16 protein-coding genes, 3 tRNA genes and 1 riboswitch are annotated in these 19,465 nt (G+C 60.6%); of the genes, 17 read left to right on the top strand and 2 right to left on the bottom strand.

The genetic code is table 11. The features are described from left to right. Nucleotides 1-25 precede the first annotated feature (25 nt). The 9 genes from ACSSVH_RS19175 to astE all read left to right on the top strand — a co-directional run bounded on the left by ACSSVH_RS19175 (nucleotide 26) and on the right by astE (nucleotide 10,098). On the top strand, nucleotides 26-790 hold the full coding sequence (locus ACSSVH_RS19175; RefSeq protein WP_029294441.1) for an ABC transporter ATP-binding protein: 765 nt from the start codon (nucleotides 26-28) through the stop codon (nucleotides 788-790). Between the two features lie 227 nt (nucleotides 791-1,017). Then, nucleotides 1,018-1,998 carry a transcriptional regulator ArgR gene (gene argR, locus ACSSVH_RS19170; protein ID WP_169955156.1) on the top strand — a complete coding sequence of 327 codons (981 nt, stop codon included), beginning with the start codon at nucleotides 1,018-1,020 and terminating at the stop codon, nucleotides 1,996-1,998. 241 nt (nucleotides 1,999-2,239) lie between these two features. After that, nucleotides 2,240-3,460: an aspartate aminotransferase family protein gene (locus tag ACSSVH_RS19165; RefSeq protein WP_169955157.1), complete on the top strand. Its 1,221-nt coding sequence runs from the start codon at nucleotides 2,240-2,242 to the stop codon at nucleotides 3,458-3,460. Between the two features lie 194 nt (nucleotides 3,461-3,654). Further along, the gene (gene aruF, locus ACSSVH_RS19160; protein ID WP_032861580.1) at nucleotides 3,655-4,674 is read left to right on the top strand and encodes an arginine/ornithine succinyltransferase subunit alpha; all 1,020 of its coding nucleotides are present in this window, start codon (nucleotides 3,655-3,657) and stop codon (nucleotides 4,672-4,674) included. A gap of 50 nt (nucleotides 4,675-4,724) precedes the next feature. Beyond that, on the top strand, nucleotides 4,725-5,750 hold the full coding sequence (gene astA, locus ACSSVH_RS19155) for an arginine N-succinyltransferase (protein WP_169955158.1): 1,026 nt from the start codon (nucleotides 4,725-4,727) through the stop codon (nucleotides 5,748-5,750). Further along, nucleotides 5,750-7,216 (top strand): succinylglutamate-semialdehyde dehydrogenase, encoded by a 1,467-nt coding sequence (astD, locus tag ACSSVH_RS19150; protein WP_492633608.1) that lies wholly within the window; start codon nucleotides 5,750-5,752, stop codon nucleotides 7,214-7,216. The genes astA and astD overlap by 1 nt, the downstream gene beginning before the upstream one ends. Nucleotides 7,217-7,420: 204 nt before the next feature. Next, a complete protein-coding gene (gene astB, locus ACSSVH_RS19145) occupies nucleotides 7,421-8,767 on the top strand; it encodes an N-succinylarginine dihydrolase (RefSeq protein WP_172312950.1) in 1,347 nt (448 codons plus the stop codon). 23 nt (nucleotides 8,768-8,790) lie between these two features. Continuing rightward, nucleotides 8,791-9,081 carry a hypothetical protein gene (locus tag ACSSVH_RS19140; RefSeq protein WP_029294458.1) on the top strand — a complete coding sequence of 97 codons (291 nt, stop codon included), beginning with the start codon at nucleotides 8,791-8,793 and terminating at the stop codon, nucleotides 9,079-9,081. Between the two features lie 12 nt (nucleotides 9,082-9,093). Then, nucleotides 9,094-10,098: a succinylglutamate desuccinylase gene (astE, locus tag ACSSVH_RS19135; protein WP_170043789.1), complete on the top strand. Its 1,005-nt coding sequence runs from the start codon at nucleotides 9,094-9,096 to the stop codon at nucleotides 10,096-10,098. A 146-nt stretch (nucleotides 10,099-10,244) separates the two neighbouring features. On the opposite strand, the gene ACSSVH_RS19130 is transcribed toward astE, so the two are convergent. Then, nucleotides 10,245-10,754, bottom strand: coding sequence for a 6,7-dimethyl-8-ribityllumazine synthase (locus tag ACSSVH_RS19130; protein WP_169955161.1), 510 nt, complete (start codon nucleotides 10,752-10,754; stop codon nucleotides 10,245-10,247). Nucleotides 10,755-10,867: 113 nt separating this feature from the next. Next, nucleotides 10,868-11,037: riboswitch (FMN riboswitch) on the bottom strand. 180 nt (nucleotides 11,038-11,217) lie between these two features. On the opposite strand from ACSSVH_RS19130, the gene ltaE reads away from it, so the two are divergent. The 8 genes from ltaE to mgtE all read left to right on the top strand — a co-directional run bounded on the left by ltaE (nucleotide 11,218) and on the right by mgtE (nucleotide 18,997). Further along, entirely contained in the window at nucleotides 11,218-12,222 is a 1,005-nt protein-coding gene (gene ltaE, locus ACSSVH_RS19125; protein ID WP_492633607.1) for a low-specificity L-threonine aldolase, read from the top strand. 146 nt (nucleotides 12,223-12,368) lie between these two features. Beyond that, on the top strand, nucleotides 12,369-14,987 hold the full coding sequence (gene alaS, locus ACSSVH_RS19120) for an alanine--tRNA ligase (RefSeq protein WP_169955163.1): 2,619 nt from the start codon (nucleotides 12,369-12,371) through the stop codon (nucleotides 14,985-14,987). 97 nt (nucleotides 14,988-15,084) lie between these two features. Next, nucleotides 15,085-16,326 carry an aspartate kinase gene (locus tag ACSSVH_RS19115; protein ID WP_038442619.1) on the top strand — a complete coding sequence of 414 codons (1,242 nt, stop codon included), beginning with the start codon at nucleotides 15,085-15,087 and terminating at the stop codon, nucleotides 16,324-16,326. Between the two features lie 183 nt (nucleotides 16,327-16,509). Further along, a complete protein-coding gene (gene csrA / locus ACSSVH_RS19110; protein WP_003178872.1) occupies nucleotides 16,510-16,698 on the top strand; it encodes a carbon storage regulator CsrA in 189 nt (62 codons plus the stop codon). Between the two features lie 62 nt (nucleotides 16,699-16,760). Further along, nucleotides 16,761-16,851 (top strand) — tRNA-Ser (locus ACSSVH_RS19105). Between the two features lie 108 nt (nucleotides 16,852-16,959). Continuing rightward, nucleotides 16,960-17,036: transfer RNA gene (locus ACSSVH_RS19100), tRNA-Arg, on the top strand. A gap of 72 nt (nucleotides 17,037-17,108) precedes the next feature. After that, nucleotides 17,109-17,185 (top strand) — tRNA-Arg (locus tag ACSSVH_RS19095). Between the two features lie 369 nt (nucleotides 17,186-17,554). Then, nucleotides 17,555-18,997, top strand: coding sequence for a magnesium transporter (gene mgtE, locus ACSSVH_RS19090; RefSeq protein ID WP_169955164.1), 1,443 nt, complete (start codon nucleotides 17,555-17,557; stop codon nucleotides 18,995-18,997). A 97-nt stretch (nucleotides 18,998-19,094) separates the two neighbouring features. On the opposite strand, the gene ACSSVH_RS19085 is transcribed toward mgtE, so the two are convergent. Continuing rightward, a complete protein-coding gene (locus tag ACSSVH_RS19085; protein WP_029294475.1) occupies nucleotides 19,095-19,421 on the bottom strand; it encodes an Arc family DNA-binding protein in 327 nt (108 codons plus the stop codon). Nucleotides 19,422-19,465 lie beyond the last annotated feature (44 nt).

Here is a 19,465-nt window from a genome sequence, read left to right as displayed (position 1 = left end):
AACTGTTTTTGTGAGAACCGACCGCATGTACAAACTTGAAGTCCAAGACCTGCATAAACGCTATGGCAGTCATGAAGTGCTCAAAGGCGTGTCCCTGGCCGCCGCGGCCGGTGATGTGATCAGCATCATCGGTTCCAGTGGCTCGGGCAAAAGCACCTTTTTGCGCTGCATCAACCTGCTGGAGCAGCCTCACGCCGGCAAGATCCTGCTCAATAACGAAGAGCTGAAGCTGGTGGCCAACAAAGACGGCGCGATGAAAGCCGCCGACCCCAAGCAGTTGCAGCGTATGCGTTCGCGTCTGTCGATGGTGTTCCAGCATTTCAACCTGTGGTCGCACATGACCGCGCTGGAAAACGTCATGGAAGCCCCGGTGCATGTGCTGGGCATGTCGAAAAAAGACGCCCGTGAAAAGGCCGAGCACTACCTGGCCAAAGTCGGCGTGGCTCATCGCAAGGATGCCTTCCCCGGCCATATGTCCGGTGGCGAGCAGCAGCGCGTGGCGATTGCCCGGGCGCTGGCGATGGAGCCTGAGGTGATGCTGTTTGACGAGCCGACCTCGGCCCTTGACCCGGAGCTGGTCGGCGAAGTGTTGAAGGTCATGCAGGACCTGGCCCTGGAAGGCCGGACGATGGTGGTAGTGACCCACGAAATGGGCTTTGCCCGTGAAGTGTCCAACCAGTTGGTGTTCCTGCACAAAGGCATTGTCGAAGAGCGCGGCAACCCGCGTGAAGTGCTGGTCAACCCGCAGTCCGAGCGGTTGCAGCAGTTCTTGTCCGGTAGCTTGAAGTAAACAAGGCTGCGTTTATGCACTGAAATAGTGCATGCTTCGCAGCCTTGAGGTTGGCCTCGATTCCTTGTAGGAGCCGGCTTGCCGGCGATAGCGGTAAGCCAGTCCCACCGCTATCGCCGGCAAGCCAGCTCCCACATTAGATCTCTGTTTGTTTTGAGATTTGTGTTGGTTTACGGGCTAGCATTGGCCCTTGTCTTCATTACCGTTTTCGTTTCGGATAGCCCTCCATGACAGCCCATCGCATTGGTTTCCTGATTTGGCCCAGCACTAAAGCCCTGACGCTTGCGCTGGCTGAGGAGGCCTTGCGTGTGGCCCAGCGGGTGCATCCAGACGTGGTCTACGAGGTGTCATTCCTGCAGGCCGAGCCGCCGGTCGAGGGTGACTGGAAGCTGCCCGGCGAACCCTGGGCCGGCAAGCTGGAAGGCTTTCAGAAGCTGTTCCTGCTGGCCGACGAGCCGCCCACCGTGATCGCGTCCCAGTTGGGCACCGCACTCAAGCAACTGGTGCGTGCCGGCTGCGTGATCGGCGGCTTGTCGGCGGGCGTGTATCCGTTGGCGCAACTGGGTTTGCTCGACGGCTATCGCGCCGCCGTGCACTGGCGCTGGCAGGATGACTTTGCCGAGCGTTTCCCCAAGGTCATCGCCACCAGCCATTTGTTCGACTGGGACCGTGATCGCCTGACCGCCTGCGGTGGCATGTCGGTGCTCGACCTGCTGCTGGCGGTGTTGGCCCGTGATCACGGTGCCGAACTGGCCGGTGCGGTCTCCGAAGAATTGGTGGTAGAGCGCATCCGCGAAGGTGGCGAACGCCAGCGCATTCCATTGCAGAACCGCCTGGGGTCCAGCCATCCGAAGCTGACCCAGGCAGTGTTGCTGATGGAAGCCAATATCGAAGAGCCGCTGACCACCGACGAAATCGCCCAGCATGTGTGCGTGTCGCGACGACAACTGGAGCGCATCTTCAAGCAGTACCTCAACCGCGTTCCCAGCCAGTACTACCTGGAGCTGCGCCTGAACAAGGCGCGCCAGATGCTGATGCAAACCAGCAAATCGATCATCCAGATCGGCCTGTCCTGCGGCTTCTCCTCGGGGCCGCACTTTTCCAGCGCCTACCGCAACTTCTTCGGCGCCACCCCCCGTGAAGATCGCAACCAGCGGCGCAGCAGCAGCCCGTTCGAGTTGTCGTCGGTGCCATCCGAGCGCGGCTGAGCAGGGCCTTGCCCTGCGGATGCAGCTGAGCAAAATTCCCACGGCACTGCCGCAACCGCCTGTCTTCTGTTTAAACTGCGCCATTGCGAAGCTATTTGTCGCATTGGCGTAAACCCGCGTAAAACGGGGGTTGGCGCTATAAGAAGTTGTCGCTTGGCGGCAAGGCCGCGCTGAAAACTGTCCTTACAATCCCTGCATCGCCCGCCAGTTCCAGGCAGGCGTTCCTCTTCAGGAGACTCCGATGTCCGTTGAGCAAGCCCCGGTGCAACGTGCCGATTTCGACCAGGTCATGGTGCCCAACTATGCCCCTGCCGCCTTTATCCCTGTGCGTGGCGAAGGTTCCCGCGTGTGGGACCAGTCGGGTCGCGAGCTGATCGATTTTGCCGGCGGCATCGCAGTGAACGTGCTGGGCCATGCCCACCCGGCGCTGGTCGGTGCACTGACCGCCCAGGCCAACAAGCTGTGGCACGTCTCCAACGTCTTCACCAACGAGCCGGCCCTGCGCCTGGCCCATAAGCTGATCGACGCCACCTTTGCCGAGCGTGTGTTCTTCTGCAACTCGGGCGCCGAAGCCAACGAGGCCGCCTTCAAGCTGGCCCGTCGCGTGGCGTTCGACCGTTTCGGCAGCGAGAAATACGAGATCATCGCCGCCCTGAACAGCTTCCACGGCCGCACTCTGTTTACGGTCAACGTCGGTGGCCAGTCGAAGTACTCCGATGGTTTCGGTCCTAAAATCACCGGCATCACCCACGTTCCTTATAACGACCTGGACGCGCTGAAAGCCGCGGTGTCGGACAAGACCTGCGCCGTGGTGCTGGAACCGATCCAGGGCGAAGGCGGCGTGTTGCCGGCTGAGCTTGCGTACCTGCAAGGTGCCCGCGACCTGTGTGACGCCAACAACGCGCTGCTGGTGTTCGACGAAGTGCAGACTGGCATGGGCCGCAGCGGCCATCTGTTTGCCTACCAGCACTACGGCGTGGTACCCGACATCCTCACCAGCGCCAAGAGCCTGGGCGGCGGCTTCCCGATTGCCGCGATGCTGACGCGCGAAGACCTGGCCAAGCACCTGGTGGTCGGCACCCACGGCACCACCTACGGCGGCAACCCGCTGGCATGCGCGGTGGCCGAAGCGGTGATCGACGTGATCAACACCCCCCAGGTGCTGGCCGGCGTCAATGCCAAGCACGAGCTGTTCAAGGCCCGCCTGGAGCAGATCGGCCAGCAATACGGGATCTTCACTCAAGTACGTGGCATGGGCCTGCTGCTCGGTTGCGTATTGAGCGACGCGTTCAAGGGCAAGGCCAAGGACGTGTTCAACGCGGCCGAGAAAGAAAACCTGATGATCCTGCAGGCCGGCCCGGACGTGGTGCGTTTTGCGCCAAGCCTGGTGGTGGAAGAGGCGGACATCAATGAAGGCCTGGACCGCTTTGAACGTGCTGTAAAAACGCTGACGCAAGCCTGATAGATACACATTTATCTAACGAACCGGATCAAATGTGGGAGCGGGCTTGCCCGCGATAGCGATCTGTCAGTCGACGTTGTTGTGACTGGCCCACCGCAATCGCGGGCAAGCCCGCTCCCACATTGGAACCTGGGTGATTCCAGGTTCAGTGTCCGGCATTTTTTTATGAAGTTTTCGAGTTAAGGAGTGACACCATGCTGGTGATGCGCCCCGCGCAAATGGCTGATCTGGGCGAGGTACAGCGTCTGGCTGCGGACAGCCCGATTGGTGTCACCTCCCTGCCGGATGACGTTGAACGCCTGAGCGACAAAATCGCCGCCAGCGAAGCGTCCTTCGCCGCCGAAGTGAGTTTCAACGGTGAAGAAAGCTATTTCTTTGTCCTCGAAGACACCGTCGCCGGCAAGCTGGTGGGCTGTTCGGCCATCGTTGCCTCGGCCGGTTATTCCGAGCCGTTCTACAGCTTTCGCAACGAGACCTTCGTCCACGCGTCCCGCGAACTGAAGATCCACAACAAGATTCACGTCCTGTCCCAGTGCCACGACCTGACCGGCAACAGCTTGCTGACCAGCTTCTACGTGGTGCCGGAGCTGGTGGGTTCGGCCTGGTCGGAGCTCAACTCCCGTGGCCGCCTGCTGTTTGTCGCAAGCCACCCCGAGCGCTTTGCCGACTCGGTGGTGACCGAGATTGTCGGCTACAGCGACGAGAACGGTGATTCGCCGTTCTGGGACGCCATCGGCCGCAACTTCTTCGACCTCAACTACGCCGCCGCCGAGCGCCTGTGCGGGTTGAAGAGCCGCACCTTCCTCGCCGAGCTGATGCCCCACTACCCGATTTACGTGCCGCTGTTGCCCGACGAAGCCCAGGAAGCCATGGGCCAGGTGCACCCGCGTGCGCAGATCACCTTCGACATCCTGATGCGCGAAGGTTTTGAAACCGATCATTACATCGACATCTTCGACGGTGGCCCGACCCTGCATGCGCGGGTCTCGGGCATCCGTTCGATCGCCCAGAGCCGCGTGGTGCCGGTGAAGATCGGCGAGATGGTCAAGGGCGTCGGCCGCCAGTACCTGGTGAGCAACGCGCAGTTGCAGGATTACCGCGCAGTGATGCTGGAACTGGACTACGCGCCGGGCAAGCCGGTGACCCTGGACCTGGAAGCGGCCGAAGCCCTGGGCGTCGGCGAAGGCGCCAGCGTGCGCCTGGTAGCGGTTTAAAAAGCAGAGTTTCGCGGGTGGCTGCAAAGCGGCCCGTCTGAGGAGATAGCATGATCGTTCGTCCCGTACGCAGCAGCGATTTACCGGCCCTGATTGATCTGGCGCGCAGCACCGGCACCGGCCTTACCACCTTGCCGGCCAATGAAGAGCGCCTGACCCACCGGGTTGGCTGGGCTGAAAAGACCTTTCGCGGCGAAGCCGGGCGTGGTGATGCCGACTACCTGTTCGTGCTGGAAAACGACGAAGGCCGGGTGGTGGGGATTTCCGCCATCGCTGGCGCCGTCGGCCTGCGTGAGCCGTGGTACAACTTCCGGGTCGGCCTGACGGTCAGCGCCTCCCAGGAGCTGAACATCTATCGCGAGATTCCTACGCTGTTCCTGGCCAACGACCTGACGGGCAACTCCGAGCTGTGCTCGTTGTTCCTGCATGCCGATTACCGCAACGGCCTCAACGGCCGCATGCTGGCCAAGGCACGGATGCTGTTCATTGCTGAATTCCCGCAGCTGTTTGGCAACAAGATCATTGCCGAGATGCGCGGGGTGTCCAACGACGCCGGGCGTTCGCCGTTCTGGGAAAGCCTGGGCCGGCACTTCTTCAAGATGGAGTTCAGCCAGGCCGACTACCTCACCGGCGTGGGCAACAAGGCGTTTATTGCCGAACTGATGCCCAAGTTCCCGCTGTACACCTGCTTTTTGTCCGAGGACGCGCGCAACGTGATCGGCAAGGTCCATCCCGACACCGAGCCGGCCTTGAGCATGCTCAAGAGCGAAGGCTTCAGCTACCAGGGCTATGTCGATATCTTCGACGCGGGCCCTGCGGTGGAGTGTGAGACCAGCAAGATCCGCGCGGTGCGTGACAGCCAGGCGCTGGTGCTGGCCATCGGCACGCCGGGGGACGACGCCACGCCGTTCCTGATGCATAACCGTAAACGTGAAGAGTGCCGCATCACCGCCGCACCGGCGCGCCTGGCTGCGGGCACCCTGGTGGTCGATCCGCTGACCGCCAAGCGCCTGCAACTGGTGGCCGGTGATCAAGTGCGTGCCGTACCGTTGTCTGCTGCCCGGGAGTCGAAATAATGAATTCGTTGCATATCGCAGGGAGCTGGCTGGCTGGCCAGGGTGAACGCTTTGAGTCGCTGAACCCGGTGACCCAGCAGGTGATCTGGGCCGGCAATGGCGCCAGTGTCGAGCAGGTCGAGTCCGCCGTGCAGGCTGCGCGCCAGGCATTCCCTGCCTGGGCCAAGCGCCCCCTGGAAGAGCGCATCAGCGTGCTGGAAACCTTTGCCGCCACCTTGAAGAGCCGCGCCGATGAAATCGCCCGCTGCATTGGCGAAGAAACCGGCAAGCCGCTGTGGGAGTCGGCCACCGAAGTTACCAGCATGGCCAACAAAATCGCGATCTCGGTGCAGAGCTACCGCGAACGTACCGGCGAGAAGAGCGGCCCCCTGGGCGACGCCACGGCGGTGTTGCGCCACAAGCCTCACGGCGTGGTCGCAGTGTTCGGTCCTTACAACTTCCCCGGCCACTTGCCCAACGGGCATATCGTCCCGGCCTTGCTCGCGGGCAATACCGTGTTGTTCAAGCCGAGCGAGCTGACCCCTAAAGTGGCCGAGCTGACGGTACAGTGCTGGATCGAAGCCGGCCTGCCGGCGGGCGTGTTGAACCTGCTGCAAGGCGCGCGGGAGACCGGGATCGCCCTGGCCTCCAATCCAGGTATCGACGGCCTGTTCTTCACCGGTTCCAGCCGCACCGGCAATCACCTGCACCAGCAGTTCGCCGGGCGCCCGGACAAGATCCTCGCGCTGGAAATGGGCGGCAACAACCCGCTGGTGGTGGACCAGGTGGCCGATGTGGATGCAGCGGTCTACACCATCATCCAGTCGGCCTTTATTTCTGCCGGCCAGCGCTGCACCTGTGCCCGGCGGCTGCTGGTGCCGGAAGGCACCTGGGGCGACGCACTGCTGGCGCGCCTGGTTGCCGTCAGTGCGACCATTGCCGTGGGGGCCTTCGACCAACAACCTCCGCCATTCATGGGCTCGGTGATTTCCCTGGGCGCGGCCAAGGCCTTGATGGCGGCCCAGGAACTGATGCTGGCCAACGGCGCCGTGGCGCTGCTGGAAATGACCCAGCCCCAGGCGCAGGCGGCCTTGCTGACACCTGGCATCATCGACGTGACCGCCGTGACCGAGCGCGAGGACGAAGAGCTGTTCGGCCCGTTGCTGCAAGTGGTTCGCTACACGGATTTCGAAGCGGCGATCAGTGAAGCCAACAACACTCAATACGGTTTGGCCGCAGGGTTGCTGTCGGACTCCGAGGCGCGCTACCAGCAGTTCTGGCTGCAAAGCCGTGCGGGTATCGTCAACTGGAACAAACAGCTGACCGGCGCGGCGAGCACCGCGCCATTTGGTGGGGTAGGGGCGTCGGGCAATCATCGCGCCAGTGCCTATTACGCGGCAGATTACTGCGCGTACCCGGTGGCATCCCTGGAGACACCGAGCCTGGTCTTGCCAGCCGCGCTGACGCCGGGTGTAACGCTGAACTAAATGTGGGAGCGGGCTTGTGTGGGAGCTGGCTTGCCTGCGATGCGGGCACCTCGGTCTTTCAGCCAGACCGAGGGGATGCCATCGCAGGCAAGCCAGCTCCTACACAAGCCAGCACCTGCAGTTGATCGGGTTTGCAAAGACAGGTTTGTGGTGTGTTGAAGACCTTTGATGCCTATAAAAACAGATGTTCGTGGAGCCTCGCCGATGAAATCCTGTGAAGTCAATTTTGACGGTCTCGTGGGGCCGACCCATAACTACGGCGGTTTGTCCTACGGCAACGTCGCGTCCCAGAGCAACAGCCAGCAATCTTCCAACCCCAGGGAAGCGGCGCTGCAGGGCCTGGCGAAAATGAAAGCCCTGATGGACATGGGCTTTGTGCAAGGTGTGCTTGCTCCCCAGGAACGTCCGGATGTCGCCGCGCTGCGCAGCCTTGGCTTTGCCGGCACAGACGCCCAGGTGATCCAGCAGGCGGCCAAGCACGCCATGCCGTTGCTGGTGGCCAGTTGTTCGGCCTCGAGCATGTGGGTGGCCAACGCCGCGACGGTCAGCCCGAGCGCCGACACGTTTGACGGCCGCGTGCATTTCACCGCCGCCAACCTCAACTGCAAATACCACCGCAGCATCGAACACCCGACCACCAGCCGCGTGCTGGGGGCGATGTTTGCCGATCAGCAGCACTTCGCCCACCACGCCGCGTTGCCGGCCGTGGCGCAGTTCGGTGACGAAGGCGCCGCCAACCACACCCGCTTCTGCCGCGAATATGGCGAGGCGGGCGTGGAGTTTTTCGTGTTCGGCCGCAGTGCGTTCGACACCCGCTACCCAGCGCCGCAAAAGTACCCGGCGCGCCAGACCCTCGAAGCGTCCCAGGCGGTTGCGCGTTTGCATGGCCTGCAGGATGACGGTGTGGTCTACGGCCAGCAGAACCCGGCCGTGATCGATGCCGGGGTGTTCCACAACGACGTGATCGCAGTGGGTAACGGTGAGGTGTTGTTCTATCACGAGGATGCGTTCCTCAATACCGAGCAGATGCTCGCTGAACTGCAGGCCAAGCTGGGCAAGCTCGGCGGCAATTTCCAGGCAATCTGCGTACCCCGCGCCCTGGTCAGCGTCGAAGACGCCGTGCGCTCCTACCTGTTCAACAGCCAGTTGCTGAGCCGCGCCGACGGTTCGATGCTGCTGATCGTGCCCGAGGAGTGCCGCAACAACGAGCGTGTCTGGCACTACCTGCAAAGCCTGACCAGTGCCGGTGGGCCGGTCGGCGAAGTGAAAGTCTTCGACCTCAAGCAAAGCATGCAGAATGGCGGCGGCCCGGCCTGCCTGCGTTTGCGCGTGGCGTTGAAGGAGGCTGAACTGGCGGCGGTCAATCCAGGGGTTATCATGACTGCACCGCTGTACGAAACGTTGACCCAATGGGTCGGCAAGCACTACCGCGACAGCCTGCGTGAAACCGATCTGGCTGACCCGCAGTTGCTGCTCGAATGTCGCACGGCATTGGATGAACTGACGCAAATCCTTAAACTGGGCTCGGTTTATCCTTTCCAGATCAATTAAAGCCACACGGCTGAGACTTATTTATGACCACCGATACCCTGAAGCTGATCCTTGAAGACACCGACGGCACCCAGCTGGAAACCTCTTGCACCCGCCTGGCCGTGGTGTGGCAGGGCAAGGAAATCTGGATCCAGCACGATGGCCGTGGCCAACTGCTGATCGGCGTGGACGTGGAAGAAGGCGACGCCGAGTACGCCAACCTGCTGATGCGCCCGCTGGCCACCAACCTGATGAGCCTGCAACTGGAAATGGAACCGGCCGACGTTGAAGGTGATGACGACGATCACGTCCACGGCCCAGGCTGCAACCACTAAGGAAGCTGCTCTATGCTCGCCCTCGGCAAACTGCTTGAACTGACCCTCGCCGGTCGTGAACCGGCGCAAAAAATTCAACTGACTGTCGACGGCGTGCAAATGCGCTGGCTCAGTGAGGGCGCACTCGAGGTGCGGCCTCCTGAGGCACGGGACAACGGCGCCGATGTGCTGCTGTCATCCGGCATCCATGGCAACGAAACCGCGCCGATCGAATTGGCCGACCGCCTGTTGCATGGCATCGCCCGCGGGGAGATCAAGCCCCGTACCCGTATTCTGTTCCTGTTCGGCAACCCCGAGGCCATGCGTCGCGGCGAGCGTTACCTCGAGCAGGACGTCAACCGGCTGTTCAACGGCCGCCACGAACAAAGCATCGGCCCCGAAGCCATGCGCGCCGCCGAGCTTGAGCAGTTGGCCCGCACCTTCTTCAGCGTGCCCGGCCGTTCGCGCCTGCACTACGACCTGCACACGGCGATTCGCGGTTCGAAGATCGAGCAGTTTGCCCTGTACCCCTTCAAGGAAGGGCGCCAACACTCCCGCACCGAACTGGCCCGCTTGCGCGCGGCCGGCATGGAAGCGGTGCTGTTGCAGAACAAGACCTCCATCACTTTCACCGCGTTTACCTACGAGCAACTGGGCGCCGAGTCGTTCACCCTGGAACTGGGCAAGGCCCGTCCATTCGGGCAGAACCAGGGGGTGGATGTATCGCGCCTGGAAACCCGCCTCAAGCAAATCATCGAAGGCAACGAGCCGGCCGCCGAGGGCCTGGACGGCCTGAAGTTGTTCAGCGTGGCCCGGGAAATCATCAAGCACAGTGACGCCTTCACCCTGCATTTGCCGGCGGATGTGGAGAACTTTTCGGAACTGGAGAAGGGCTACCTGCTGGCCGAGGACATCGCCAAGACCCGCTGGGTGATCGAGGAGGAGGGCGCGCGCATTATCTTCCCCAACCCGAAGGTCAAGAATGGCTTGCGGGCGGGCATCCTGATTGTGCCGACCACAGATGTTGGCCTGGCCTGAACCTTGGGTTCAGCGCGGTCAACTGTAGGAGCTGGCTTGCCTGCGATAGCATCAACTCGGTCTGTCAGTTACCTCGAGGCGATGCTATCGCAGGCAAGCCAGCTCCCACCCAGACCCAGTTTTTACACTGGGTTGGGTAGGGTTGCTTAGACTGCTAAGGCACGCGGCTCATTGCGGCGAATCGCGCGGATCTTGTGCAGGGTATCGGCGCAGGTCTGCGCAGCTTCCTTGCCCTTGTGCACAAAGTGCTCAAAGAAGAAGTTGTGGTGCTCGCTGCCCGCGTGGAAGTGATGCGGCGTCAGGGACACCGAGAACACTGGCACTTCGGTTTCCAACTGCACCTGCATCAGGCCGCTGACTACCGATTGTGCGACGAACTCGTGGCGATAGATCCCACCGTCCACCACCAGGGCGGCGGCGACGATGCCGGCGTAGCGGCCGGACTTGGCCAGTAGCTTGGCGTGCAGGGGCATTTCAAAGGCGCCGCCGACTTCAAAGAAATCGATGTCCGACTCTTGGTAGCCCTGGACGAGCATTTCGGCGAGGAAGCCTTTACGGCTCTGATCAACAATATCTTTGTGCCAGCAAGCCTGGATAAACGCGACGCGCTCACCGTGGTGGTTTTTGCTCTTGCTGTCGATTGCGGTGGGTTGCATGTTCTGACTCCTGTTTATGAAAAAAACAGGGCGTTATGAATCGAATGGGATTTAAGGGTACGAGCAGCTGTGTCATGCAGGCATGAAATCAGCACACGGCCCTTAGGCGCCAATCCCGTTCTCTCTTCATCCGGACTATGACCGTCGGCCCCGGGATCACACCGGGTCTGCTGACCTTGCCGCCGTCCTGCGTGAGCAGTTCGAGGCGCCAAGCGCTCGCGGGCTATGCGCATTGCGCGCAATTACCGCCGGTGGGGAATTGCACCCCGCCCTGAGAACGTTGCCGCCAGAACCCTGGCGGCGGAGAGTTTTTACCATACATTTCGAAAAACTGCATAGGGTGCTTGTTAATATCGACTATCGACAGGTTTGCCAATCAGCCTTGTAGGCGGTTGATATCTGTGGGCGATGCCCGCAGTAATCGGTTACAACAGGTCATTCCCCACTCGCAGAGGCCCACTTGATGTCCGTTATTGATCTTCGTAGTGACACCGTGACCCAACCCACGCCGGGCATGCGCGATGCCATGGCCAGCGCACCGAGCGGCGATGATGTCTACGGTGAAGACCCCAGCGTCAACCTGCTGGAAGCCGAACTGGCCAAGCGCCTGGGCTTTGCCGCCGCGCTGTTCGTGCCGACCGGCACCATGAGCAACCTGTTGGCACTGATGGCCCACTGCGAGCGGGGCGAGGAATACATCGTCGGGCAACAGGCCCACACCTACAAATATGAGGGCGGCGGCGCGGCGGTGCTGGGTTCGATCCAGCCGCAGCCCCTGGAAGTCCAGGCGGACGGTTCGCTGGACCTGGCCCAGGTCGCAGAAGCGATCAAGCCGGATGACTTCCACTTCGCCCGCACCCGGCTGTTGGCGTTGGAAAACACCATGCAAGGCAAAGTGTTGCCCCTGAGCTACCTGGCCGCTGCACGCGCATTTACCCGCGAACATGGCCTGGCCCTGCACCTGGACGGCGCGCGCCTGTACAACGCGGCGGTCAAGCTGGGGGTGGATGCGCGGGAGATTGCCGGGCATTTCGATTCGGTCTCGGTGTGCCTGTCCAAGGGCCTTGGCGCGCCGGTTGGCTCGGTGCTGTGCGGCTCCAGTGCGTTGATCGCCAAGGCCCGTCGTTTGCGCAAGATGGTCGGTGGCGGTATGCGCCAGGCGGGTTCTTTGGCGGCGGCGGGGCTGTACGCCCTGGACCATCAGGTAGCGCGCCTGGCCGAAGACCACGCCAATGCCCAGTGGCTCGGCGATGAGCTGCGCAAGGCCGGCTATAGCGTGGAGCCGGTGCAGACCAATATGGTCTACGTGCAGATCGGCGAGCAGGCCCAGGCGCTGAAGGCCTTTGCCGAAGCGCGTGGGATCACGTTGAGTGCCGCCCCGCGCTTGCGCATGGTCACGCACCTGGACGTCAGCCGGGCACAGATGGAGCAAGTGCTGGCGACATTTGTCGAGTTTTCCCGGAAATGACAGTGCAGGCCGTCTAATTGACTGTTTCTATCGTATAAACACGCTGTACCACGGGCAAAGGGCCGATATAATGCGGCCCTTTGCCGTCGCTCCGTCTGATGACGTTTAGCACTGGCCTTTGGCCGCAGCCTCCGTGGAAGAACCTAATGAAAAGCGCAGAAATCCGTGAAGCCTTCCTTCGCTTCTTCGAAGAGCAAGGTCACACCCGTGTCTCCTCCAGCTCCTTGATCCCAGGCAATGACCCAACCCTGCTGTTCACCAACGCGGGGATGAACCAGTTCAAGGACTGCTTCCTGGGCCAGGAAAAACGCGCCTACACCCGCGCCACCAGCAGCCAGAAGTGCGTGCGCGCCGGCGGCAAGAACAGCGACCTGGAGAACGTCGGCTACACCGCCCGTCACCACACCTTTTTCGAAATGCTCGGCAACTTCAGCTTTGGCGATTATTTCAAGCAAGACGCGATCAACTTCGCCTGGACCTTCCTCACTGGCGTGCTGAAGCTGCCGAAGGAAAAACTCTGGGTCACCGTCTACGCCACCGATGACGAAGCCTACGACATCTGGACCCAGCAGATCGGTGTGCCGGTCGAGCGCATGATCCGCATCGGCGACAACAAGGGCGCGCCTTACGCCTCCGACAACTTCTGGACCATGGGCGATACCGGCCCGTGCGGCCCGTGCACCGAGATTTTCTACGATCATGGCGCCGACATCTGGGGTGGCCCGCCGGGTTCGCCGGAAGAAGACGGTGACCGTTACATCGAGATCTGGAACAACGTGTTCATGCAGTTCAACCGCACCGCCGATGGCGTGTTGCATCCGCTGCCTGCGCCGTCGGTAGATACGGGTATGGGCCTGGAGCGGATCAGCGCGGTGATGCAGCACGTTCACTCCAACTACGAAATCGACCTGTTCAAGAACCTGCTGAGCGCGTCGGCCGCGGCCATTGGCTGCGCCAACGACAACCAGTCTTCGCTCAAAGTGGTATCGGACCATATCCGTTCCTGCGGCTTCCTGATTGCCGACGGCGTGCTGCCCTCCAACGAAGGCCGTGGCTACGTGCTGCGCCGCATCATCCGTCGCGCCTGCCGCCACGGTAACAAGTTGGGCGCCACGGGTAGCTTCTTCTACAAAATCGTTGCCGCGCTGGTGGCCGAGATGGGCGAAGCCTTTCCGGAACTCAAGCAGCAGCAAGCCAACATCGAGCGCGTGCTCAAGGCTGAAGAAGAGCAGTTCTCCAAGACCCTGGAGCACGGCCTGAAGATCCTGGAACAGGACCTGGCTGAGCTCAAAGGCACCGTGGTGCCCGGTGATGTGGTGTTCAAGCTATATGACACCTATGGCTTCCCGATGGACCTGACGGCCGACATCGCCCGCGAGCGTGAACTGACGGTCGATGAGGTTGGTTTCGAGCGTGAGATGGAAGCCCAGCGTGTACGCGCGCGTTCCGCAAGCTCTTTTGGCCTGGATTACAACACCTTGGTCAAGGTTGACGTGGCGACCGAGTTCACGGGTTATCAGGCCACCGTCGGCTCGGCCAAGATCGTGGCTATTTATAAAGATGGCCAGTCGGTCGATGTCTTGAGCGAAGGCGAAGAGGCGGTCGTGGTGCTCGATCAGACGCCGTTCTACGCCGAATCTGGCGGCCAGGTCGGTGACTGTGGTTTCTTGCGCTCGACATCCGGTCGTTTCGACGTGCGCGACACCACCAAGACCGGCGGTGCTTTCCTGCATCACGGTGTGTTGGTGCTGGGTAACCTGACGGTCGGCGCTCCGGTAGAGACTCAGGTTGATGCTGATGTGCGGCATGCAACCGCCTTGAACCACTCGGCTACCCACTTGCTGCACGCGGCGCTGCGCCAGGTATTGGGCGAGCACGTCCAGCAGAAGGGGTCGTTGGTCGACAGTCAGCGCCTGCGCTTTGACTTCAGCCATTTTGAAGCGATCAAGCCTGAGCAATTGAAGGCATTGGAAGACATCGTCAACGCCGAAATTCGCAAGAACACTGCGGTAGAAACTGAAGAAACCGATATTGAAACCGCCAAGAAAAAAGGCGCCATGGCGCTGTTCGGCGAGAAATACGGCGACAACGTACGCGTGCTGAGCATGGGCGGCAGCTTCTCCGTGGAACTGTGCGGCGGTATCCATGCCAAGCGCACCGGTGACATCGGCCTGCTGAAAATCATCAGCGAAGGCGGCGTGGCTTCCGGTGTACGGCGTATCGAGGCGGTGACCGGCACTGCGGCCCTGGCCTACCTCAATGCGGCCGAAGAACAACTCAAGGAAGCGGCGACCCTGGTCAAGGGCAGCCGTGACAACCTGATCGACAAGCTCTCTGCCGTACTGGAGCGCAACCGCCAGCTGGAAAAACAGCTGGAGCAGTTGCAAGCCAAGGCGGCCAGCGCAGCGGGTGACGACCTGTCAGCCTCGGCACTGGACATCAAGGGCGTGAAGGTTCTGGCCGCGCGCCTGGACGGTCAGGACGGCAAGGCGCTGTTGGCCTTGGTCGATCAGTTGAAGAACAAGCTCGGCCGCGCAGTGATCCTGCTCGGCAGTGTCCATGAGGAAAAGGTCGTACTGGTTGCCGGTGTAACCAAGGACCTGACTGGCCAACTCAAGGCTGGTGATTTGATGAAACAAGCCGCTGCGGCAGTGGGCGGGAAGGGCGGTGGTCGTCCGGACATGGCGCAAGGCGGTGGTGTAGACGCTGGTGCCCTGGACGCGGCCCTGGCCCTGACCGTGCCATTTGTCGAGGCCGGTATTTAAGGCGCTGTTAATGAGTCCATGGTCTAGTCATGGGCTCGCTTAGCTGCTGGAAGATTTGTTTATTGGGCGCCCCTTTACGGGCTGAGGCGGCTTAGAAATGGCTTTGATCGTACAGAAATTTGGAGGCACCTCGGTCGGCTCTGTCGAACGAATCGAGCAGGTCGCCGACAAGGTTAAGAAATTCCGCGATGCCGGCGACGACCTGGTGGTGGTGCTGTCGGCCATGAGCGGCGAGACCAATCGCCTGATCGACCTGGCCAAGCAAATCAGTGGTGATCAGGCTCCGCTGGCGCGTGAGCTGGATGTGATCGTGTCCACCGGTGAGCAGGTGACCATTGCTTTGTTGGCCATGGCGCTGAACAAGCGTGGCGTGCCGGCGGTGTCCTACACTGGCACCCAGGTACGGATCCTCACGGACAGCGCGCACACCAAGGCGCGCATCCTGCAGATCGACGACCAGAAGATTCGTGGTGACTTGAAGGCCGGTCGCGTGGTGGTTGTCGCCGGTTTCCAGGGCGTTGACGAGCACGGCAATATCACGACCCTGGGCCGTGGCGGTTCCGACACCACCGGCGTGGCGCTGGCGGCAGCCCTGAAGGCTGACGAATGCCAGATCTACACCGATGTGGACGGCGTCTACACCACTGACCCACGCGTAGTGTCCGTGGCCCAGCGCCTGGACAAGATCACCTTCGAAGAGATGCTGGAAATGGCCAGCCTCGGGTCCAAGGTGTTGCAGATCCGTGCGGTGGAGTTTGCCGGCAAGTACAACGTACCGCTGCGCGTATTGCACAGCTTTAAAGAGGGTCCGGGCACCCTCATTACTATTGATGAAGAGGAATCCATGGAACAGCCGATCATTTCCGGCATCGCCTTTAACCGCGATGAAGCCAAGCTGACCATCCGTGGCGTGCCAGACACCCCGGGCGTGGCCTTCAAGATCCTTGGGCCGATCAGTGCGGCGAACATTGAAGTCGACATGATCGTGCAGAACGTCGCGCACGATAACACCACCGACTTCACCTTCACCGTGCACCGCAACGAGTACGATGCGGCCGAGCGTATCCTGCAGAACACTGCCCAGGAAATCGGGGCGCGTGAAGTGGTCGGCGACACCAAGATCGCCAAGGTGTCGATCGTTGGTGTGGGCATGCGCTCCCATGCGGGCGTTGCCAGCCGCATGTTCGAGTCCCTGGCCAAGGAAACCATCAATATCCAGATGATCTCCACATCGGAGATCAAGGTGTCGGTGGTGATTGAAGAGAAGTACCTGGAGCTGGCTGTGCGTGCACTGCACACCGCTTTCGAACTGGACGCGCCGGCCCGACAGGGCGAGTAACGCGTTGCCAGGAAGGCGCGGTTGATCCGCGCCTTTCTTTTTTGCCGGGTGATGGCCCAGGCCTGTTCTTTTGCCCGTGCTCGACAATACTTAGGCATGCAGGGCCATGGCCGATGGGTTATAGGCCCAAGGCCCTTTTTTGCAGACTGTTGTTCCCGAAATGAAATGCGTGAGGAGAAAGGTATGCTGATTCTGACTCGTCGATGCGCAGAAAGCCTGATTATTGGTGATGGCGAAATCACCGTGACCGTGCTCGGCGTCAAAGGCAATCAAGTGCGGATTGGGGTCAATGCCCCCAAAGAGGTGGCCGTCCACCGTGAGGAAATCTACCTGCGGATCAAGAAAGAGAAGGACGACGAACCAAGCCATTAATTTTTATCGTTTTTTATGTTTGCAAACGGGGATGAAGCTGGTTAATATACGCCCCGTGTTGCGGAGAGCTGGCCGAGTGGCCGAAGGCGCTCCCCTGCTAAGGGAGTACACCTCAAAAGGGTGTCGGGGGTTCGAATCCCCCGTTCTCCGCCATTATTTGCTTAGTACGTTGCAATCTGGTTTTTTCGCTAAGTTGTTGAAATTAAACGAAAAAATAGCTTTACATAGAGATTGAACGGCCTATAATGCGCGGCAACAAATGCACTCGTAGCTCAGCTGGATAGAGTACTCGGCTACGAACCGAGCGGTCACAGGTTCGAATCCTGTCGAGTGCACCATTTAAGAGTTAGTTGCAGCAATGCAGGTAACTTGGCTCCAACCAGTTGTGATCTGGTATAAAACCACAATCTGCACTCGTAGCTCAGCTGGATAGAGTACTCGGCTACGAACCGAGCGGTCACAGGTTCGAATCCTGTCGAGTGCACCATACAAACAAAAAGCCCGCCTAGTGCGGGCTTTTTGCCGTCTGGGGTTTTTACTTTCCTGGCGGCCTGCGTAGGAATAGTCTCGGCCACGCAGGTTTTTCTCTCGCCCATGTGTTTTCTTTTCTATGGCTGTCGTCGCAGTTTCATACGTGTGGCCAACACTCAGCTTTGTTGTGCAAGCGCTTGTTCTTTCCAGTTTTTTAACGTTTAAAGCGGGCGCACGGTGTATCATTGCGCCCGTCAGCCCCGCCGGGGCTTGTGGAATACCTCCATGGACTTACCCAGTAGTTACTCAGTACCCCGTTTTACCAATCATGAATTGACTGATTGATCCTTCCGGCGTGCCCCGCTGCTGGGAGTGGAGTTCGCCTATGACCGAAGTAGAAGTAAAGAAAACACAAGAAAGCCTGCAGGATCGTCTGGCTCAAGTCGTCGAGCTGCTGCAGCGCCAGCGTGTGGTCGAAGATCTGACCCATCGCCAGGAAGGTCCTCATCAAGACCGGGTCGAGAACCTGGTCCATCGGCAGAATCTCGTCGAATTGCAGCGCAAGCTCGATGACCTGCACTCTGCCGACGTCGCCTACATCCTTGAAGCCCTGCCGCTGGACGATCGTCTGACGCTTTGGCAGTTGGTCAAGGCTGATCGCGATGGCGATATCCTCCTTGAAGTATCCGACTCGGTGCGTGAAACCCTGATCGCCGACATGGACGATCACGAGCTCCTGGCTGCGGCCAAGGAGATGGACGCCGACGAACTGGCCGACCTCGCCCCTGAGCTGCCCCGTGATGTTGTCCATGAGCTGATGGAGACCCTCGACGGTCAGCAGCGTGAGCGCGTGCGCTCCGCGTTGTCCTATGACGAGGAGCAAGTCGGCGCATTGATGGACTTCGAGATGGTGACTATCCGTGAGGATGTCAGCCTGGAAGTGGTCTTGCGCTACCTGCGGCGCCTCAAGGAACTGCCGGGGCACACCGACAAGCTGTTTGTGGTCGACTACGAGGGCATCCTCAAGGGCGTGCTGCCGATCAAGCGCCTGCTGGTCAACGACCCGGACAAACAAGTGGCCGAGGTCATGGCCAGCGATCCGGTGAGCTTTCATCCCGATGAAGACGCCTACGATGCCGCCCAGGCATTCGAGCGTTATGACTTGATTTCGGCCCCGGTGGTCGACAAGAACGGCAAGCTGATCGGCCGTTTGACCATCGATGAGATGGTCGACCTGATCCGTGAGGAAAGCGAAAACGAAGTCCTCAACATGGCGGGTCTGCGTGAAGAGGAAGATATTTTTGCGTCAGTCTGGCGATCCCTGAGCAACCGTTGGGCGTGGCTGGCGGTCAACCTGATTACTGCGTTCATTGCCTCGCGGGTGATCGGCCTGTTTGAAGGCTCTATCGAGAAGCTGGTGGCGTTGGCGGCGCTGATGCCGATCGTGGCCGGTATTGGTGGTAACTCGGGTAACCAGACCATCACCATGATCGTGCGGGCGATGGCCCTGGACCAGGTGAGCACGGGTAATACCTCGCGCCTGATGCGCAAGGAATTGGCGGTGGGCCTGATCAATGGCCTGGTGTGGGGGGGGGTTATTGGGGTGGTGGCCTATCTGCTGTATGGCAGTTGGTCCCTGGGCGTGGTCATGACTGCGGCCATGACCCTCAACCTGCTACTGGCGGCCTTGATGGGGGTGTTGATCCCCATGACCCTCGCGCGCCTTGGGCGCGATCCGGCGATGGGCGCCAGTGTGATGATCACGGCCATGACTGACAGCGGTGGCTTCTTCATCTTCCTGGGCTTGGCGACGATCTTCCTGCTTTGAACCCAATAGGGGCCGGCAAGCCGGCTCCTGCATCCAAAGTAAAAAAACCACGCAAAAAAAAGCCAGCGCAAGGCTGGCTTCAGCTTTCAGTTGCCGGTTATTCGGCTTCTGCGGCTGCCTCAACGTCATGGGCAATCAGCGACACAAGCGCATTTTGCTGACGGTGGGACAGTTGGCGAAACCGCTGTAGCAGCTCGCGTTCGTGCAGTGACAGCTCCGGGCTGTCCATACGCATGCTCAGCTCATCACCCAGAGCGCCTTCCTGAATAAGGCTTTGCTCCATGCGCGCGATGATTTCAGAGTTCATGCTGCGGTGATGATTGCGAGCCACCTCGGCAATGCGTTCCCGCATTCCGTCTGGCAGACGTACGACGAACTTGTCAGCCGTACGGCTGGAATAAATTGCCTGTTTCAATGGGCGCATATATTTAACCGGTTAGTTCAGGGGAGCGGTTTTTGGAATTGGCC

This window comes from Pseudomonas sp. HC1(2025) (assembly GCF_058742075.1).
This window is presented reverse-complemented; position numbering and strand designations above follow the sequence as displayed.

What these genes read in the sequence shown, in the direction of transcription:
- ACSSVH_RS19175 (WP_029294441.1), top strand. Translation starts at nt 26, where the DNA reads ATGTACAAACTTGAAGTCCAAGACCTGCATAAACGCTATGGCAGTCAT.
- argR (WP_169955156.1), top strand. Translation starts at nt 1,018, where the DNA reads ATGACAGCCCATCGCATTGGTTTCCTGATTTGGCCCAGCACTAAAGCC.
- ACSSVH_RS19165 (WP_169955157.1), top strand. Translation starts at nt 2,240, where the DNA reads ATGTCCGTTGAGCAAGCCCCGGTGCAACGTGCCGATTTCGACCAGGTC.
- aruF (WP_032861580.1), top strand. Translation starts at nt 3,655, where the DNA reads ATGCTGGTGATGCGCCCCGCGCAAATGGCTGATCTGGGCGAGGTACAG.
- astA (WP_169955158.1), top strand. Translation starts at nt 4,725, where the DNA reads ATGATCGTTCGTCCCGTACGCAGCAGCGATTTACCGGCCCTGATTGAT.
- astD (WP_492633608.1), top strand. Translation starts at nt 5,750, where the DNA reads ATGAATTCGTTGCATATCGCAGGGAGCTGGCTGGCTGGCCAGGGTGAA.
- astB (WP_172312950.1), top strand. Translation starts at nt 7,421, where the DNA reads ATGAAATCCTGTGAAGTCAATTTTGACGGTCTCGTGGGGCCGACCCAT.
- ACSSVH_RS19140 (WP_029294458.1), top strand. Translation starts at nt 8,791, where the DNA reads ATGACCACCGATACCCTGAAGCTGATCCTTGAAGACACCGACGGCACC.
- astE (WP_170043789.1), top strand. Translation starts at nt 9,094, where the DNA reads ATGCTCGCCCTCGGCAAACTGCTTGAACTGACCCTCGCCGGTCGTGAA.
- ACSSVH_RS19130 (WP_169955161.1), bottom strand. Translation starts at nt 10,754, where the DNA reads ATGCAACCCACCGCAATCGACAGCAAGAGCAAAAACCACCACGGTGAG.
- ltaE (WP_492633607.1), top strand. Translation starts at nt 11,218, where the DNA reads ATGTCCGTTATTGATCTTCGTAGTGACACCGTGACCCAACCCACGCCG.
- alaS (WP_169955163.1), top strand. Translation starts at nt 12,369, where the DNA reads ATGAAAAGCGCAGAAATCCGTGAAGCCTTCCTTCGCTTCTTCGAAGAG.
- ACSSVH_RS19115 (WP_038442619.1), top strand. Translation starts at nt 15,085, where the DNA reads ATGGCTTTGATCGTACAGAAATTTGGAGGCACCTCGGTCGGCTCTGTC.
- csrA (WP_003178872.1), top strand. Translation starts at nt 16,510, where the DNA reads ATGCTGATTCTGACTCGTCGATGCGCAGAAAGCCTGATTATTGGTGAT.
- mgtE (WP_169955164.1), top strand. Translation starts at nt 17,555, where the DNA reads ATGACCGAAGTAGAAGTAAAGAAAACACAAGAAAGCCTGCAGGATCGT.
- ACSSVH_RS19085 (WP_029294475.1), bottom strand. Translation starts at nt 19,421, where the DNA reads ATGCGCCCATTGAAACAGGCAATTTATTCCAGCCGTACGGCTGACAAG.